Below are 17,132 nucleotides of genomic sequence, written 5' to 3'. Positions count from 1 at the left end.
CGCCCCGTCGGGCCTCCGACGGCGCACCGTTCCCGGACATGCCGAACAGGGCGGGCGCTGTCAGGGGCGCCCGCCCTGTCCGGGGTCGGAGGGGGTTACGGGTTGACGGTGATGTGCATCGTGGACGTGGTGTTGCGGATGTCCACCGCGTTGTTGCTGAGCGTCAGGCGGTTGAAGGTGACGTCACCGACGGCCGGGCCCTGGCCCGACTCCGGCATCTCGTTGGCCCAGAGGCCGAAGCCGGACTTGGCGTCGTAGGCGTCGCCGCTCTTCTGCGCCCCGCTGATCGACACGTTGGTGAAGACGGTGTCCTTGATGGGGTTCTGCGGCTGACCGCCGACGTAGTTGGTCTGGAACATGATGCCGCTGTAGGTCGGGTCGACGATGTCCACGTCGCTGACCCGGATGCCCTGGAACACCTTGGAGGCGGAGAACACCCAGATGCCCGGGAAGGTCTGCGCGCCCCAGAAGTGGCCGCCGGCCCGGACGATGGAGATGTTCTGCAGGTTGGTCGGGTCCGTCCCGAAGCCGTTCATCGGGTAGCCGAAGTCCAGCGAGGAGATGGTGATGCCCGAGTAGCAGAGGGTGTCCGCGATGTGGATGTTGCGGAAGGTGTTGGCGAAGCCGCCGTACACCGCGACGCCCGCCGCGCGCCAGGTCAGGATCGACGTCAGGTTCTGGAAGACGTTGTTCTTCTCGTCCGCGCCGCCCGCGTCGATGGCGGAGAAGAGCGCGAAGGAGTCGTCACCGGTGGCCCGGGCCTCGTTGTTGGAGACCAGGTTGTCGGTCGAACCGTTGGTCATGTTGATGCCGTCGGCGAAGGTGTCGCGGATCCGCGAGTTGGTGATCGTCATGGAGTCCGTGTTGGCGCCCCAGTACATGCAGACCATGTGCTCGGTCCAGATGTTGTCGATCGTGATGTTCGCGACGTTGGAGAAGTCGAAGACCTTTCCGGGGCCGTCGATCCGCGAGGTGTAGTTGCCGAAGTAGGCGAAGCCGCTGAAGGTCGAGCCGTTGGCGGTCGACTCGGCGCGGAAGCCGACGTCGGTGTTGGACTGGCTGGTCGGGGCGTAGAACCGGGTGAACCACGGACCGGCGCCGATCACCTTGACGGCCTTGCCGTAGACCTGGAACTTGCTCGCGGTCTGGTAGTCGCCGGCCGGCAGGTAGACGCCGACCAGGGTGCCGGTGGTGTCCATCCGGACCTTGTCCAGGGCGTTCTGCACGTCCTGGTGCGAGAAGCCCGCCGGGACCACGTACTTGGCCGGGTCCGGGTTGGCGATCTGGGTGGCCTGCTCCAGGCTGACGAAGTCGATCGCGTACTGGCTGGTGTTCGCGGTGTCCTTCTGCAGCCTGATCTTGCTGCCCGCGTGCACCGTGGTGCCCAGCAGGACGTTCGCCTCGTCGTAGATGTGCCGCTGGCTGCCGGCGCTCGGGGTGTTGCCGGGGCTGGTCTCCGAGCCGTACAGCCAGGCGTACTTGGAGGTCAGGTCGATGGACTTCAGGAAGGTGCCGTCGACGTAGACGTTCAGCGTGGCGTTGGTGCCGTCACCGCCCGCGGCGTCCGGGATGGAGAACCGGGTGACCAGGGTGTTGGTGTCCGCCTTGGCGGTGAACTCCACCGACGCGCCGGTGTTGTTCAGGGTGACCGCCTTGCGGCCGGAGGCCTCGCCGGCCAGGTCGCCGATGGTGCGGTTGGGTCCGACCACCTGCGCCCCGCCCGCCAGGACGCCGTCCTCGGCCTCGTAGGTGTCGAACGGCATGTTGGCGCCGCGTCCGACGTACAGGGCCTGGCTGGAGGTGTTGTTGGTCTGCTTCACGGGCAGCTCGTCGGCGTCCGCGGCGATCACCGTCTTGACGGTGTAGCGGCCGTTCGCGGCGGTCCAACTGCCCAGCGAGACCGGGCTGCTGGTGGCGCCGGGGGCGAGCGTGCCGGTGTAGGCCCCGGTCAGGGTCTTCACCACGCTGCCGGTGGTGGCGTCCGTGACGGTCACCGTGATGCCGTGGCTGCCGGACGCGCTCGCCACCGTGCCCTGGTTCTTGACCGCGACGGTGAAGTTCACCGCGCTGCCCGCCGAGGGGTTGGACGGCGACCAGGTGCTGGGCGAGGCGACCAGGTCGGAGGAGGCGACCTGGCTGACCGTCAGCGGGCTGGTCAGCGCGTTGTTGGTCTCGTCCTGCTCGATGACCTGGTTGCCCTCGTCCACCTTGGCGGTCAGCTGGTAACTGCCCGCGTTCTGCGCCGGGATCTGCGCGGAGACGGTGGTGGAGGCGCCGGCCGCCACTGCGCCGACGTTGGCGCTGCCGACCTTGGTGGTGCCCAGGTAGAAGTTGACCGTGGTCGCGCCGGACGGCAGGGTGCCGGCGTTCTTCACCACCGCCGACAGGGTCGGGGTGTCGGTCTCCACCGGCGCGGCCGGGCTGCTGCCGACCGAGGTGACGGTAAGGTCCGGGTTGGCGGCGGGCACGCCGACCACCTGGAACTCGGCCGCCTGGCCGGCGGCGGCGCCGGAGTTGGCGGTGAACTTCAGCTGCACGTCGGCGACGGTCGCGCTGACCGGGATGCTGACGGTGTTCCCGCTCGCCGGGTCGAAGGTGTAGCTCTTCGCCGCCACCAGACTGGTGAACCCGGACGCGCTCTGCTCGCGGCCGAGCACCTCGATGGTCTGGGTGCGGGTCGACCACGCCGAGGCCGGGTTGAGCTTGACCACCACCGAGCTGGTGTTGGCGTTCGCGCCCAGCTGCACCCCGAGGGTGTTCGGGTAGCTGCCGCCCGCGCCCTCCCAGTAGGTGCTGGTGTCGTTGTCGTTGGCGTTGGTGGCCACGTACGTGAAGGTGTACGAGGACGCGGTGATCGGCTTGCCGGCCGCCAGGTTGGTGCCGGTGCCGCCGCCGCTGCCGTTGCGCACCACGGTGTTGGAGGCCGCGGACTGGTTGCCCGCCGCGTCCTTCGCCTTGACGTAGTACGAGACGGTCGCGGTGTCCGGCTGGCTGTCGGTGTACGTCAGCACGTTGCCGGCCACGCTGGTGCGCAGCGCGCCGTTGGCGTACACGTCGTAGCCGGTGACGCCGACGTTGTCGCTGGACGCGCCCCAGGTCAGCTTGATCTGGCCGGAGGCGGGCGAGGTGTACGCCAGGCCGCTCGGCGCGCTGGGCGCCTGGGTGTCGCCGGTCTGCCCGGTGCGGGTGACGGTGTTGGAGGCCGCGGACTGGTTGCCCGCCGCGTCCTTCGCCTTGACGTAGTACGAGACCGTCTCGCTGTCGGAGCGGCTGTCGGTGTACGTCAGCACGGTGCCGGACACGCTGGTGAGCAGCGAGCCGTTGGCGTAGACGTCGTAGCCGGTGACGCCGGTGTTGTCGGTGGCCGCGTTCCAGGTCAGCTTGATCTGGCCGGCGCCGGGCGAGGTGTAGGCCAGACCGGTGGGGGCGGTCGGGGCCTGGGTGTCGCCGGTCGCCGGACCGTACGCCTCCAGCTCGGCGAGCTGGCCGGCCGGCCAGGCGGTGTTGGCGGTGAAGGTCAGCCGCACGTAGCGGGTGGTCGCGGTCGACATGTTCAGGGTGACCGTGTTGCCGCTGGCCGGGTCGAACGCGTAGCCGGCCGAGGCCACCAGGTCGGTGAAGTTGGTGCCGTCGGTGGAGCCCTGCACCTTCAGGGTCTGGGTGCGGGCGCCCCAGCCGGACGGCAGCTTCATGACCAGCTTGTTGACCGGGACGGCCGAGCCCAGGTCGCCCTGGATCCACTGCGGGAACGCGTTGTTGACGCTCTCCCAGTAGGTGCTGGTGTTCCCGTCGCCGACGTTGGCCGCCACGTAGGTCTGGGAGTTGCCGCTGGCCGTGAAGGTGCGCCCGGCCAGCAGGTTCCCGGAGGCGGAGCTGGCGCCGTAGACCTCGAACTCGGAGATCTGGGCGGCCTGCCAGCCGGTGTTGGCGGTGATGTTGACCCGTACGTAGCGGGCGCTGGTGGCGGCGAAGTCGATCGTCACCTTGTCGCCGCTGCCCGGGTCGAAGCTGTAGCCGGTGGAGGCGGTGATGGTCGAGAAGTTGGTGCCGTCGTTGGAGCCGAGCACCTGAAGCGTCTCGGTCCGCTGGCCCCAGGAGCCGGGGAGCTTCAGCACCACCTGGTCGATCGAGGTCGCCGCGCCCAGGTCCACCTGGACCCACTGCGCGGAGGCGATCCCGTTGCTCTCCCAGTAGGAGTTCTGGTCGCCGTCGTTGACGTTGGTCGCGGTGTACGCCCCGTTCGCACTGGAGGCGGTGACCGTCTTTCCGAGCGCGAGGTTGGGGCCTCCCGCCGCCTGGGCCGCCGTGAGGAGCGGTCCAGTGATCATGAGCATTCCCAGTACGGCAGACGACGCCGTCAGCCGCACGAGTATGCGCTTCCTCATGATGTCCCTTCGCAAGGTCGAGAAGATGACAACGATCTGTCCATCTTTTGCGTGATGGCAGCCAAGAGTTACAGCGGCGCTACGGGCATGTCAACGGATCGGTCCAAGACTCCGCATACGAAAAACGGGCGGGTGCCGAAGCACCCGCCCGTTGGCGGACCTGCTGTGACGCCCCGCCAGGGGGCTTGTGGGGCCTTCCGATCAGCCTCGGTCGCGGACCGGGGCGGTCGAGCCGCGGACCACCAGCTCGGGCTCGAACAGCAGCTCGTCGTGGGTGACCCGGACCCCGGCGATCTCGCCGACCAGCAGGTCCACCACCGCGCGGCCCATCGCCTCGATCGGTTGCCGGACGGTCGTCAGCGGCGGATCGGTGCACATCATGAACGAGGAGTCGTCATAGCCGACCACCGAGACGTCGTCCGGCACCGCGAGCCCGGCCCGGCGCACCGCGCGGACCGCGCCGAGCGCCAGCGGGTCGCTCGCGCACACCACGCCGGTCACCCCCTGGCGCAGCAGCCGGGTGGTCGCCGCCTGCCCGCCCTCCAGGCTGAACAGCGCCCGCTCGACGTGCTCCTCCGGCAGCTCCAGGCCGAGCCGCTCCATGGTGGCGCGGGCCGCGGCCAGCTTGCGCTGCGAGGGCACGTGGTCGGCCGGGCCGAGCACGATGCCGATCTTCCGGTGCCCGAGCTGCCGCAGGTGGCCGACCGCCTGCTCCACCGCCACCGCGTCGTCGCAGGACACCCGCGGGAAGTCCAGGTGCTCGATCGCCGCGTTCAGCAGCACGGTCGGCAGGCTGCGCTCGGCGAGCCGCTGGTAGTGCTCGTGCGGGGCGTCGCCCTGGGCGTACAGGCCGCCGAAGAAGACCACGCCGGAGACGTGCTGCTCCAGCAGCAGGTCCACGTAGTCCGCCTCGGAGACCCCGCCCGCGGTCTGGGTGCACAGCACCGGGGTGAAGCCCTGGCCGGCCAGCGCGCCGCCGACCGCCTCGGCGAACGCCGGGAAGATCGGGTTGCCCAGCTCGGGCAGCACCAGGCCGATCAGCCGGGCCCGCTCACCGCGCAGCTGGGTGGGGCGCTCGTAGCCGAGCACGTCTAGGGCGGTGAGGACGGCCGCCCGGGTCGCCTCGGAGACGCCAGGCTTCTCGTTCAGCACCCGGCTGACGGTCGCCTCGCTGACTCCGACCTTCTTCGCCACCTCGGCAAGTCGTCGTGTCATGGGGCGAGTGTACGACAGAAAGCGCAAGCCGCTTGCGTTGGTTTGCAAAAGGAGACGGAACCGCCCGGTTCCGTCTCCTGCGTGCCCTCCGCGTCACCGCATGTCGAACACCAGCCGGGCCGAGACCTTGCCCGCCAGCACCTCCGCGAAGCACTCGTTGACCTCGTCCAGCTGCCGGGTCTCCCGGATCACCCGGGTGCGGCCGAGCTCGTGCAGCCGGAACACCTCCGCCAGGTCCTGCCGGGTGCCGACGATCGAGCCGACCACCTTCGTCCCGTTCAGCACGGTGTCGAAGACCGGCAGCGTCAACTCGCCGCCGGCGGGCAGCGCGACCAGCACCAGGGTGCCGCCGCGGCGCAGCGCGTCGTAGGCGGCCCGGAAGGAGTCGTTGCTGACCGCCAGCGAGACCGCGGCGTCCGCCCCGCCGAGCTTCTGCACCTCGGCCGCCACGTCCTGGGTGCGCGCGTCCACCACGTGGTCGGCGCCCAACTCCCGGGCCAGCGCGAGCTTGTCGTCGGTGATGTCCACCGCGACGGTCTCCGCGCCGAAGATCCGGGCGTACTGCAGCGCCAGGTGCCCGAGCCCGCCGATCCCGGAGATCAGCACCCGGGTGCCCGGCCGGGCCCCCGACAGCTTGACCGCCTTGTACGTGGTCACGCCCGCGCAGGACAGCGGCGCGGCGTCCATCGGGTCCACCCCGTCCGGCACCGGCACCACGTAGTCGCCGTGCGCCAGCGCGTACTCGGCGTAGGCGCCGTCCACCGAGTACCCGGAGTTGTGCTGCGCCAGGCAGAGCGTCTCCCAGCCGCTGACGCACTGGTCGCACCGCCCGCAGGCGTCCGCCAGCCACGGGATCGCCACCCGCTCGCCGACCCGCACGTGCGTGACCTGCGGACCGGCCGCCTCCACGATGCCCACCCCCTCGTGGCCGGGCACGAACGGCGGGCTGGGCTTGACCGGCCAGTCCCCGTGCGCGGCGTGGATGTCGGTGTGGCACAGCCCGGAGGTCTCGATCCGCACCAGCACCTGGTGCGGCGCCGGGCTGGGCACCTCGCGCTCCTCGATCTCCAGCGGCTGGGTGAAGTCCCGGACGACGGCTGCCTTCATGACGATCTCCTCACAGAGCTACCCGGATCAGGCCGAAAGGGAGGGCCCCCGCCCAGCCTCGCCGCTGCCGGCCCGAACCGCCGCTCGACGCGCCCGTCCTGACCCCGACCCTCGCCCGTGCCTGACCCGTCGTCCGACGCCGCTACGCTTGGCACTTCGCCGGCCTCGGTGCGCCGCGAGCGGGTGCGCCGACGACGGTGGTTCGCCGCGGGGTTAATACCCGCCGCGGCTCGCATCAATGACCGTAGGCTGGGCAGGTAGGGACGTGGGGCGGACGGCCCCGCCCGTCGGAGGGAGACACCCGGGTGATCGAGTTGGAAGACCTTCCCGAGTTGATCGATCCGGTGATGGTCTGCGCCTTCGAAGGCTGGAACGACGCCGGCGACGCGGCCTCGGCCGCCCTCGCCCACCTCGACGAGACCTGGGGCGGCAAGGTGTTCGCGGCGCTCGACGCCGAGGACTACTACGACTTCCAGGTCAACCGCCCCACCATCTGGCTGGACGGCGGGGTCCGCCGCATCACCTGGCCGACCACCCGGCTCTCGGTGGTCCGGGTCACCGAGCCGAAGCCGCGCGACCTGGTGCTGGTCCGCGGTATCGAGCCCAGCATGCGCTGGCGCTCGTACTGCAACGAACTGCTCGGCTTCGCCCACGAGCTGGGCGTGGAACTCGTGGTCATCCTCGGCGCGCTGCTCGGCGACACCCCGCACACCCGCCCGGTCCCGGTCTCCGGCGTCACCTCGGACGCCTCCGTGGCCCGCAGCCTCGACCTGGAGGAGTCCAAGTACGAGGGCCCGACCGGCATCGTCGGCGTCCTGCAGGAGGCCTGCGCGCACGCCGGCGTCCCCGCCGTCACCTTCTGGGCCGCCGTCCCGCACTACGTCTCGCAGCCGCCGAACCCCAAGGCCACGCTGGCCCTGGTCAACAAGGTGGAGGACCTGCTCGACCTGCGCATCCCCCCGAGCGAGCTCGCCGAGGACGCCCGCGCCTGGCAGCACGGGGTCGACCAGCTCGCCGCGGAGGATTCCGAAGTCGCCGAGTACGTCCAGCAGTTGGAGGAGGCCCAGGACACCGCGGAGCTCCCGGAGGCCTCCGGCGACGCGATCGCCCGCGAGTTCGAGCGCTACCTCCGCCGCCGGGAGAACCAGGGCCCCAAGGGCGAGAAGCCGATCACCGGCCACGCCACGGACCGCCCGAAGGACGAGGACGAGGACCAGTAGCCCGGCACGGCCTCCGCAACGGCGAAGGACCGCACTCCCGTGGGGGTGCGGTCCTTCTGCGTGGGTCCTTGGGCGTTCCGGTCCGGCGACGGTGCCTACAGGGCGACGCCCAGCAGCGCGTCCACCGTTCGCGACACCAGGCCCGGCGCGCCCTCGTCGGTGCCCCCGACCTCGTGCTGCAGCGCGGCCCAGCGGTCGACCGCGGCGAGCGCCGCGGGCGCGTCCAGGTCGTCGGCCAGGGCCTCGCGGACCTCCGCGAGCAGCGCGGTGGCTGAGGGGCCGTCAGGGCGGGAGACGGCGGCGCGCCAGGCGCTGAGCCGGGTGACGGCGCCGTCCAGGTCGGCGGCGGTCCACTCCCAGTCGCTGCGGTAGTGGTGGGCGAGCAGGGCGAGCCGGATCGCGGCGGGGTCGACGCCGTCGCGGCGCAGCGCCGAGACGAAGACCAGGTTGCCGCGCGACTTGGACATCTTGTGGCCGTCCAGCGAGACCATCCCGGCGTGCACGTAGGAGCGCGCGTAGGGGTGCTCGCCGACCGCGACGTGGGCGTGCGAGGCGCCCATCTCGTGGTGCGGGAAGGACAGGTCGCTGCCGCCGCCCTGGAGGTCGAAGCTCATGCCGAGGAACTTCAGCGCGATGGCCACGCACTCGATGTGCCAGCCGGGGCGGCCGCGGCCGAGCTCGGTCTCCCAGGCGGGCTCGCCCGGGCGGGCGGCCAGCCACAGCAGGGCGTCCAGCGGGTTCTTCTTGCCTGGCCGCTCGGGGTCGCCGCCGCGCTCGGCGAAGACCGGCAGCATCTGCTCGCGGCTGAGCCCGGAGACCTCGCCGAAGTGCGGGTCGGACTCGACGGAGAAGTAGACGTCGCCGTCGACCTCGTACGCGGCGCCGGTGGCGAGCAGCCGCTGGACCAGCGGGACGATCCACGGGATGGACTCGACGGCGCCGATGTAGTGCGCGGGCGGGAGCATCCGCAGCGCGGTCATGTCCTCGCGGAACAGCGCGGTCTCGCGCTCGGCGAGCTCGGTCCAGTCCTGGCCGGTGGCGACGGCGCGCTCCAGCAGCGGGTCGTCCACGTCGGTGACGTTCTGGACGTAGAGGACGTCGTGGCCGGCGTCCTTCCAGACCCGCTGCACCAGGTCGAAGGTGTTGTAGGTGGCAGCGTGCCCGAGGTGGGTCGCGTCGTAGGGGGTGATCCCGCAGACGTAGAGCCGGGCGGTCGGGCCGGTGGGCACGACCTCTCGGACACTGCTGGTGGCGGTGTCGTGGATGCGCAGGGGAAGCCCCTGACCGGGCAGGGCGGGAACTTCGGAGGCGGGCCAGGCGTGCATGGGACCGACTCTAACCTCGCGATCATTTGAAAGACCAACCTGTGCACAGATCGGCCGGATCCGGCTCGTCCCGGGTTTCGGATCGGTATCAGACCGGCGGCCAGGGAATAGACGGCCAGTCAGCCGACGGCAGCGGATGGCGTCCGGTGCGCAACAGCGCCGCCGTACGGGCCCGCAGCGCGTCGAGCTCGACCGCGGTCAGGTGCGGGCGCAGCCGTTCGCCGAGCGCCCCGTCCAGGTCGCGCGCCAGCCGGCCGAGCATCTCGACGGCCTCCGCGGTGAGCGCACGGTCCGCCCAGCCCCAGAGCAGGGTGCGGAGCTTGGGCTCGGCGTGGAAGGTGATGCCGTGGTCGATGCCGTAGATGCGGCCGTCGGCGGCGGGGATCCAGTGGCCGCCCTTGCGGTCGGCGTTGTTGAGGACGGCGTCGAGCACGGCGAGCCGGCGCAGCCGGTCGTCGTCGCGGTGCACCAGCAGGGCCTGGCGGCCCGCCTCGAGTTCGGCGCGGACGATCGGCAGCCAGCCGTCGGCGGGGCCGTCCAGGGGCTGCAGGTCGAGCAGTTCGGGCGCGTCGGGGTCGGGTTCGATCCACAGCTGGACCATGCCGGGCCCGGCGGGGGCCTCCGCGCGCAGCACGGTGGGCGGGACCAGCGGCCAGCCGGTGGCGGCGGCGAGGTCGTGGGCGGCGGTCTCCCGGCCGGCCAGGGTGCCGTCGGGGAAGTCCCACAGCGGGCGCTCGCCGGCCACCGGCTTGTACACGCAGGGGGCGGTGACGCCGTCCAGCGTGACGGTGCAGTACAGCACCGCGTTGGAGGCGTCGGTGACCCGGCCGTGCACCGCGAGGGCGCCGTCCCGCAGCAGGGCGAGCGCGGCGGCGGGGTCGGCGGCCAGGGCGGCGCTGGTGGCCGGGTCGGTGCCGGGCGGCTCGGCGCTCACCAGGTTCTCGCTCAGCGCCGGTAGCCGTTCGCGCGCGGGCACAGGTGGCCCTCGGGGTCGAGCGGGAGGTTGCAGAACGGGCAGGGCTTGCGTCCGGCGGCGACCAGTTCCAGGGCGCGCTTGGCGAAGACCCGGGCCATCACGCCGCTGAGCCGGACCCGGAGCATGTCGGGGCCGTTCTCGTCGTCGAAGACCGCGATCTCGTCCTCGTCGCTCTCCTCGGGCTCCTCGACGAACGCCTGCGCCTCGACCACCAGGCAGTCCTCGCGGGCGTCCCAGGCCAGCGCCATGGTGCCGACCCGGAACTCCTGCTCCAGCGGCAGGTCGAGCGGGGCGGTGTCGAGCATCTCCGCGGGGGCGACGGCGGGGATCGGGGCCTGACCGGAGCTGCGGCGCAGCGCCTCGTCGAGGACTTCCTCGATCCGCTCGGCGAGCGCGGCGACCTGGGCCTTCTCCAGCAGCACGCTGGTGATCCGGCCGCGCGAGCTGGCCTGCAGGTAGAACGCCCGGGCGCCGGGCTGGCCGACCGTGCCGGCCACGAACCGTTCGGGCTGGTCGTAGAAGTGGACCTGACGGGGCACGCTGCTCGCTCCGGATCGGGGGTTACGGGCTTCTCGATCTCACCCTACGGCCAAAGGGCCGTCCCGTGGGGCCGGGGTGGGCAGGTTCAGGACGGGTACGCGCGGCTTTCCCGCGGCACCCCGCCCACGACCCCGGACGGCACGCTCACGCGGTGCCGGTCTCGCCGCCGATCACCGCGTCGCGGCCGCCGTCGGCGCCCTCGGGGCGCGGGTGGGGGGCCAGCCCGCCGAGGGTGCCGGTGTCGCCGAGCCGCAGCAGGTAGGGGCGGTGCGGGGTGTAGCGGATCGCGGTGACCGAGCAGGGCTCGACCGAGATGCGCTGGAAGTGGTCGAGGTGCAGGCCGAGCGCGTCGGCGACGATCGCCTTGATCACGTCGCCGTGGGTGGCGGCCAGCCAGACCGCGTCGGGGCCGTGCTCGACCGTGATCTTGTCGTTCCACTCGCGCACCGCGTCGACGGTGCGGTGGCTGAGCCCGCGCAGCGACTCGCCGCCGGGGAAGGCCGCCGCCGAGGCGTGGTCCTGGACGGTGCGCCACAGCGGTTCCCCGGCCAGGTCGGCCAGCGAACGGCCGGTCCAGTCGCCGTAGTCGCACTCGCCGAGCCGCTCGTCCAGCGCGGGCGCGGCGAGCTCGGGGCGGGCGGCGGCCAGCGGCTCCAGGGTCTGCCGGCAGCGCTCCAGCGGGCTGCTGACCAGGTGCACGATCGGCACCCCGGCCAACCGCTCCGGCAGGGCGGCCGCCTGGGCCCGCCCGGTCTCGTCGAGGTCGACGCCGGGCGTCCAGCCGGCCAGGATTCCGGCCGAGTTGGCGGTGGACCGGCCGTGGCGGACGAGCAGCAGGGTGGGCATACCGCCAAGGGTACGGGGTGGGATCCCTCCCCGGACACGCCCGCTTCGCGCCACAATGGCGGGCATGATCGTGGATTGCGGCATCTACCGGGACGGAAAGCGCAGCGCGGGTCCGGACGACTTCTCGGACGCGCTGGCGGAGGTCCGGGCGGCCGGCGACGGCTTCGTCTGGATCGGCCTCGCCGACCCCACCGAGCAGGAGTTCGGCCACGTCGCCGACGAGTTCGGGCTGCACCCGCTGGCGGTCGAGGACGCGGTGACGGCCCATCAGCGGCCCAAGCTCGAGCTGTACCAGGACTCGGTGTTCGCGGTGCTGAAGACCGCCGCCTACCACCCGGAGAGCGACTCGGTCTCGATCGGCGAGCTGGTGGTCTTCCTGGGCGACTCGTACGTGCTGACGGTGCGGCACGGGCCGGAGAGCCCGCTGAAGAACCTGCGCGCCGAGCTGGAGGGCCAGCCCGACCTGCTGCGGCACGGTCCGGCGACCGTCCTCTACGCGGTCTGCGACCTGGTCGTCGACCAGTACCTCGACGTCGCCACCGAGCTGCAGACCGACCTGGACGAGCTGGAGGCCGACATCTTCTCCCCCGGCCGGGTCCGCGGGGCGGCCGAGCGGATCTACAACTTCAAGCGCCAGGTGGTGAACTTCCGCCGGGCCACCGCCCCGCTGATGGAGCCCGCCCTGCGCCTCACCCGCGGCACGGCGGCCGCCGAGGTCAAGGTTCCGTACGTCCCGCAGGAGCTGCGCCCGTACTTCCGCGACGTCGCCGACCACCTGGCCAAGGTCAACGAGGCGGTCGAGAGCCTGGACCGCCTGCTCTCCGACATCCTCTCCGCGAACCTCGCCCAGGTCAGCGTCCAGCAGAACGACGACATGCGGAAGATCTCCGCCTGGGCCGCGCTGGCCGCCGTCCCCACCATGATCGCCGGCATCTACGGCATGAACTTCGAGCACATGCCGGAGCTCCGCCAGCCCTGGGGCTACCCGGCCGCCCTGCTCCTGATGGGCGCCGTCTGCGTCGGCCTGCACCGCCTCTTCAAGCGGGCGGGCTGGCTGTGAGCGGCCGGGGCGGGTGGGTGCCCGCTCCCGGCGGCCGGCTCACTGGGCGCCGCGCTTGAGGGTGAAGAACTGCAGCTCGCGCACGGCCAGCGCGTGGCCCTGCTGGCCCGGGTAGACGTCCTCGACGGTGACGGTCACGGTGGTGACGCCGTGCAGGTTCAGCCCGCGGGTCTGGAAGTCGGCGGCGTCGTCGAAGGTCAGCTCGACGGCGGGGTGGCCCTCGGCGGCGATCCAGAGGCGGTGCAGCCGGGGCTGCCCGCGGAAGCCGGGCGCGGGGACTCCGGACAGCAGGCCGAGCTGGTCGAGGTCGACGGGGGCCGGGAAGGTGACGGTGAGGACCGCGCCCACGCCGTCCTTGGGGGTGCCGACGGACCAGTAGCTGTCCCCGATCCCGTCCACCGCCAGGGCGCCGCCGTGTCCCGGGTCGGCGGCCGAGCCGGTCGCACCTGACGGGGTGTCGGGCACGTAGTGGCGCGTCAACTCCGATTTCGCCGTGCCCGTCAGACGGGTGACCTGGTCGATCGCCCAGTGCCGCGCCGGGCTGAGGCTGAGTCCGGCCAGGCTGGCGAGCACCAGCAGCGGGGTCAGCCGGCGCACCGTGGTCATGGTCGGGCGGCGGAACCAGCGGCGTCCGCCGGTGCCGGGCGCGGCCGGGCCGGAGGTCTCGTGGCGCCGGAAGCCGCCCGGCCGCTCGCCCGCCGCCCGGCGGCCGTGCCGGGCGAAGACCCGCCGCCACCAGGCGGCCCGCGGCCCCGCCTCGCCCGGGTGGCCGCGCAGCGGCTGGCCGCAGGCCCGGCAGAAGGTGCGGCCGTCGGGGTTGACCACCCCGCAGGACCAGCAGTACGGACCGGTGTACTCCGGCTCCTCGGCGATCGGTTCCGGGGTCGGCCGGACCGCCTCGGCGTCCGGCTGCCGGGCGATCCGGCCTGCTCCCCCGGCCGCACCGGACCGCTCGGCCGGCGTCTCGACCGCCTCACCCGCCCACGCCAGCAGGGCCCCGCAGGACCCGCAGAAGTCGTCCCTGGACGGCGCGGCGTTGCCGCACTCCCGGCAGACGATCATGATTCCACCACCATCTCGATCCGGACCTGGTACTGCACGGGCACCGCCGCCCTGGCCGCGGCCATCACCTCCGCGCCGTCGACGGCGTTCGACGCACGGACCCGGACGCGGACCGTCCCGCCCGCCGCCGGGACGGCCGCGGCGCCGGCCACCCGGGCCCACACCACGCCGCCGGGTTCCTCCAACTCGACCTGTTCGACCGGCACCCGGGCGGCCCGGGCGACCGCCTCGCGGACCCCGGCCGGGGTGCCGCGCCGGTCGTGGGCGGCGACCGCGTCGGCCACCAGCTCCGGCAGCCGGTCGGCCGGGGCCCGCAGCTCGGCGGGGTCGAGCCCGACCAGGCCGCCGAGCCAGCCGAGGAAGTCGGCCGGGGCGAGCCGGGGGTCGAGGTAGGCCGGGAAGCAGTCCAGGGCGGCGGCGATCGGCCCGAGGAGTTCGTCCAGCGCCTCGCACCAGAGGACGAAGACCGGGTCCTCCTGGTAGACCGCCGGGGTGATCGGGGCGAGCCGGTGCGGCAGGCCGAGTGCGCCCGGGCCGGCCTCGTTGATCGGACCTCTCATCGCGGGCCACCGCCCGCGCCGCGCCGACGCACCGTCATGGCCGCACCTGCACCTGGTGGTCGTAGGAGAACGGCAGCACGTCCGGGCCGATCGCGACGTGCTGCCCGGCGGCGCCGCGGGCGCCGGTGACCGGGTCGGCCTCGTACAGCCGGGCGTCCTCGACGTGGCCGAGGCCTTCCACCTCGGCGAGCGCGGCGTGCACGTCGCCGAGGGTGACCGGACGGCCGAACGGCCAGCCGGCGCCGTCCGGCCCGCCGAGCAGCGGGTGGAGGCGCAGGTAGAGCCGGGCGAGGGCCGCGGTGCGCAGGTCCTCGGAGTCGTGGCCGGGCCGCGGGCGCAGCAGGACGGCCACCGTCACGCCCTGGTAGCGGGGCGGTTCGAGGACCACCCGCACGCCCACCAGGCGGCGGGCGTCCAGTTCGGCGGCGACCCGGCGCAGCAGGGCCTCGTCGGGGGTGAGCAGCGGGAAGGGGATGCGGCCGGGGCTCGCGGCGGCGGCGTCCGGCACGATGAGCACCCGGACCGGGTCGGTGGGCTGCGCCGGGGGTACGCAGCGCACCCGGGCGCCGGGGCCGGCCGCCTCGGCCGCGATCGCCTCGAAGTCCTCGGCGGTGACCGCCCGGCCCCGGGACCGCAGGGTGCGTGCTGCCCGCATCTTCGCCTCCTCGACGGTCTCGGCGTCCCGGCCGCCGGTCGCGGGCCGCCGGTTGGTCACCGACCTGACGAACGGGATGGGCGAGCGGAGCACGCTCAGCGCCCCGGCCGCGAGGTTGCCGGCGGCGCCGCCGCCGACCCAGTAGCCGGTCAGCCGCAGCATCGCGCCCTCCGGCGGGATCCGGCCGAAGGCGCGGACCGTGCCGTCGCCGGCCCGGACGGCGGGGCCGAGTTCGAGCTCGCCGGTGCTCTGGTCGAGGGTGTAGTGCGGGTCCTCGCGCCGGCTGTCGGCGAAGCCCGCGACCCGGGTCCACGGCTGCCAGCCGTCGCCGTCGGACACCTCCAGCAGCGGGAGTTCGGGCCCGTCGAGCACGGGTCGGCGGGCGAGCGGGTAGTGGGCGCCGGGTCCGCCGGTGGCCTCGCCGAGCAGGTCGGTGTCGACCCGTTCGGCGTGCACGGCCGCGGTGGTGCCACCGAGGCAGGCCGCGCTGAGCCGGGACAGCACGGGGGTGCGGCTGTACGGCGGCCGGTCGTCGTCCGGCTCGGTGACGACGGCGCGCAGCCAGGCCGCGCGGACGCCGTTGAGCAGGCAGCCGGCGTGCGCGGCCGGCAGGTGCAGCAGGATGTCACCGGGCCGGTTGAGGCCGCCGGTGCCGTCCTCCTCGAGCTCGCACTCGGTCCAACCGGCCGGGGTGTAGGCCTCCCAGCGCAGCGGGGGCCGGTCCGGGAGCACGCCGATGCCCTCGATCCGGCTGTCGGTGCGCAGCAGGACCAGGCCGGCGGGCGCGGGCGCGGAGAGCCCGACGTAGAGCCGGTCGCCGGGTCGGGGGACCGGGGAGAAGCAGGCCGCCTCCTCGTCCCGGGCGAGGGTGGGCAGCAGGTCGCGCAGGTCGTTGTGGCCGGCCTCGACGGCGCGCAGTTCGGTGAGCCGGACGGACGGGATGTCCAGGTCGCGCAGGGTGGTGAAGCCGACGACCTGCTCCCCGGGGGTCCGCCGGGTGGCGACGCCGGTGCGGGCGGGCACCCGGACGGCGCTCGGGCGGGGTGCGGTGAGCCGGAAGGTCACGTCGCAGGTGGCGGCGGACGGCGGGCGCAGCGTGATGCCGAGCAGGTCGAGGAACTTGCGGTGGTGCCGCTCGGGCACCTGGTTGAGCCGGTAGCCCAGCTGGTCGGCGATGGTCGCGACGGCCTCGATCAGGGTGATGCCGGGGTCGTGCACGTTGTGGTCGGTCCAGGCCGGGAGGCGGCGTTGGACGAGGCGTTTGGCGTCGTCGACGAAGTCCTGGAAGCGCCGGTCGTCCAGGTGCGGCGCGGGCAGCGGCATCGGGTCATTCCTCGGGGATGGAGTAGAACGGGAAGACGAGGTTGCGCCGGTCGTTGGTGGCCCGGATCCGGTAGCCGACGGTGATCAGCAGGATGTGCGGGTGGCCCGGGTCGGGTCCGGCGGTGACCTCGGCGACCTCGATCCGGGGCTCCCAGCGGGTCAGTGAGGCGGTGACCTCGGCGGCCACCTGCCCGGCGAGGCCGGCGTCGACCGGGTCGAAGGTCAGGTCGTGGATGCCGCAGCCGTACTCGGGGCGCATCGGGCGTTCGCCGTACGCCGTACCGAGGATCAGCCGGATCGCCTCGGCGACGTCCTGTTCGCCGTCGGCGAGGGCGAAGGAGCCGGCGGCGGTGAGCCGCATCGGGAACGCCCAACCGCGCCCGAGGTAGTCGGCGGCGGGCGGCACCGGGTCCTTGCCGAGCGCCACGTGGTCGGGGTTCACCGTCAGCCTCCGATCAGCACGGTGGCCGCGCTGCCGGTCAGTTGACCGACGGGCTGGCCGCAGCAGGTGGCGGGCGAGCCGGTCCGGGCGGCGGGGACGCCGCCGAACAGGACGGTGCCGCTGCCGGAGGTGATCACCGCCTGCTGGGTCGGCGGGGCGAGGAACGGGTCGGCGGGGTGCAGGCCGACGTGCGGCGGGGTGTTGAGGCCGGTGGCGCCCACCACGACGGCCGGTCGGCCGCCGATCAGGACGGTCGGGCAGACGCCGAGGGTGATCGGCGCGGCGAACGGCAGCGGGGGCGCGGGCTGCGGGGCGCCGGTGGCCGGGTTCGGCACCAGGTGCAGTGTGCAGACCCCGGTCACCCGGTCGCCGCTGACGGCTGCGGGCTCGGCCACGATGTCCCCTTTCCCGAAGAC

General features: G+C 73.1%; 14 protein-coding genes. 2 read left to right on the top strand and 12 right to left on the bottom strand.

Annotation, left to right across the window (positions count from 1 at the left end):
* Positions 1-95 precede the first annotated feature (95 nt).
* The 3 genes from AB0K51_RS01355 to adhP form a co-directional block, all read right to left on the bottom strand.
* Positions 96-4,328, bottom strand: a complete 4,233-nt coding sequence (locus AB0K51_RS01355; protein WP_363449164.1) for a discoidin domain-containing protein — start codon at positions 4,326-4,328, stop codon at positions 96-98.
* Between the two features lie 258 nt (positions 4,329-4,586).
* Positions 4,587-5,600 (bottom strand): LacI family DNA-binding transcriptional regulator, encoded by a 1,014-nt coding sequence (locus tag AB0K51_RS01350; protein ID WP_363449162.1) that lies wholly within the window; start codon positions 5,598-5,600, stop codon positions 4,587-4,589.
* Between the two features lie 93 nt (positions 5,601-5,693).
* Entirely contained in the window at positions 5,694-6,707 is a 1,014-nt protein-coding gene (adhP, locus tag AB0K51_RS01345; RefSeq protein ID WP_363449160.1) for an alcohol dehydrogenase AdhP, read from the bottom strand.
* Between the two features lie 305 nt (positions 6,708-7,012).
* Here adhP and AB0K51_RS01340 point away from each other — a divergent pair, with 305 nt between their 5' ends.
* Positions 7,013-7,927, top strand: coding sequence for a PAC2 family protein (locus AB0K51_RS01340; RefSeq protein WP_363449158.1), 915 nt, complete (start codon positions 7,013-7,015; stop codon positions 7,925-7,927).
* Positions 7,928-8,022: 95 nt separating this feature from the next.
* Here the strand turns inward: AB0K51_RS01340 and mshC are convergent, their stop codons facing one another.
* The 4 genes from mshC to AB0K51_RS01320 form a co-directional block, all read right to left on the bottom strand.
* Positions 8,023-9,252, bottom strand: coding sequence for a cysteine--1-D-myo-inosityl 2-amino-2-deoxy-alpha-D-glucopyranoside ligase (gene mshC, locus AB0K51_RS01335; RefSeq protein WP_363449156.1), 1,230 nt, complete (start codon positions 9,250-9,252; stop codon positions 8,023-8,025).
* A gap of 88 nt (positions 9,253-9,340) precedes the next feature.
* Positions 9,341-10,186 (bottom strand): SCO1664 family protein, encoded by an 846-nt coding sequence (locus AB0K51_RS01330; protein ID WP_363449154.1) that lies wholly within the window; start codon positions 10,184-10,186, stop codon positions 9,341-9,343.
* A gap of 11 nt (positions 10,187-10,197) precedes the next feature.
* The gene (locus AB0K51_RS01325; protein ID WP_363449152.1) at positions 10,198-10,767 is read right to left on the bottom strand and encodes a DUF3090 domain-containing protein; all 570 of its coding nucleotides are present in this window, start codon (positions 10,765-10,767) and stop codon (positions 10,198-10,200) included.
* A gap of 145 nt (positions 10,768-10,912) precedes the next feature.
* Positions 10,913-11,614: a histidine phosphatase family protein gene (locus AB0K51_RS01320; protein WP_363449150.1), complete on the bottom strand. Its 702-nt coding sequence runs from the start codon at positions 11,612-11,614 to the stop codon at positions 10,913-10,915.
* A gap of 64 nt (positions 11,615-11,678) precedes the next feature.
* On the opposite strand from AB0K51_RS01320, the gene AB0K51_RS01315 reads away from it, so the two are divergent.
* Complete coding sequence (locus AB0K51_RS01315) at positions 11,679-12,674, top strand: magnesium and cobalt transport protein CorA (protein ID WP_363449148.1); 996 nt, start codon at positions 11,679-11,681, stop codon at positions 12,672-12,674.
* A 39-nt stretch (positions 12,675-12,713) separates the two neighbouring features.
* On the opposite strand, the gene AB0K51_RS01310 is transcribed toward AB0K51_RS01315, so the two are convergent.
* The 5 genes from AB0K51_RS01310 to AB0K51_RS01290 all read right to left on the bottom strand — a co-directional run bounded on the left by AB0K51_RS01310 (position 12,714) and on the right by AB0K51_RS01290 (position 17,111).
* Complete coding sequence (locus AB0K51_RS01310; protein WP_363449146.1) at positions 12,714-13,736, bottom strand: zinc ribbon domain-containing protein; 1,023 nt, start codon at positions 13,734-13,736, stop codon at positions 12,714-12,716.
* Complete coding sequence (locus AB0K51_RS01305; RefSeq protein ID WP_363449144.1) at positions 13,733-14,296, bottom strand: phage tail protein; 564 nt, start codon at positions 14,294-14,296, stop codon at positions 13,733-13,735. The genes AB0K51_RS01310 and AB0K51_RS01305 overlap by 4 nt, the downstream gene beginning before the upstream one ends.
* 34 nt (positions 14,297-14,330) lie before the next feature.
* The gene (locus AB0K51_RS01300; protein ID WP_363449142.1) at positions 14,331-16,274 is read right to left on the bottom strand and encodes a putative baseplate assembly protein; all 1,944 of its coding nucleotides are present in this window, start codon (positions 16,272-16,274) and stop codon (positions 14,331-14,333) included.
* A gap of 4 nt (positions 16,275-16,278) precedes the next feature.
* Complete coding sequence (locus tag AB0K51_RS01295; RefSeq protein ID WP_363449346.1) at positions 16,279-16,635, bottom strand: GPW/gp25 family protein; 357 nt, start codon at positions 16,633-16,635, stop codon at positions 16,279-16,281.
* 83 nt (positions 16,636-16,718) lie between these two features.
* Complete coding sequence (locus tag AB0K51_RS01290) at positions 16,719-17,111, bottom strand: PAAR domain-containing protein (RefSeq protein ID WP_363449140.1); 393 nt, start codon at positions 17,109-17,111, stop codon at positions 16,719-16,721.
* Positions 17,112-17,132: the final 21 nt, after the last annotated feature.

It is taken from the genome of Kitasatospora sp. NPDC049285 (genome assembly GCF_040678815.1).
Classification (GTDB): Bacteria; Actinomycetota; Actinomycetes; order Streptomycetales; family Streptomycetaceae; genus Kitasatospora.
This window is presented reverse-complemented; position numbering and strand designations above follow the sequence as displayed.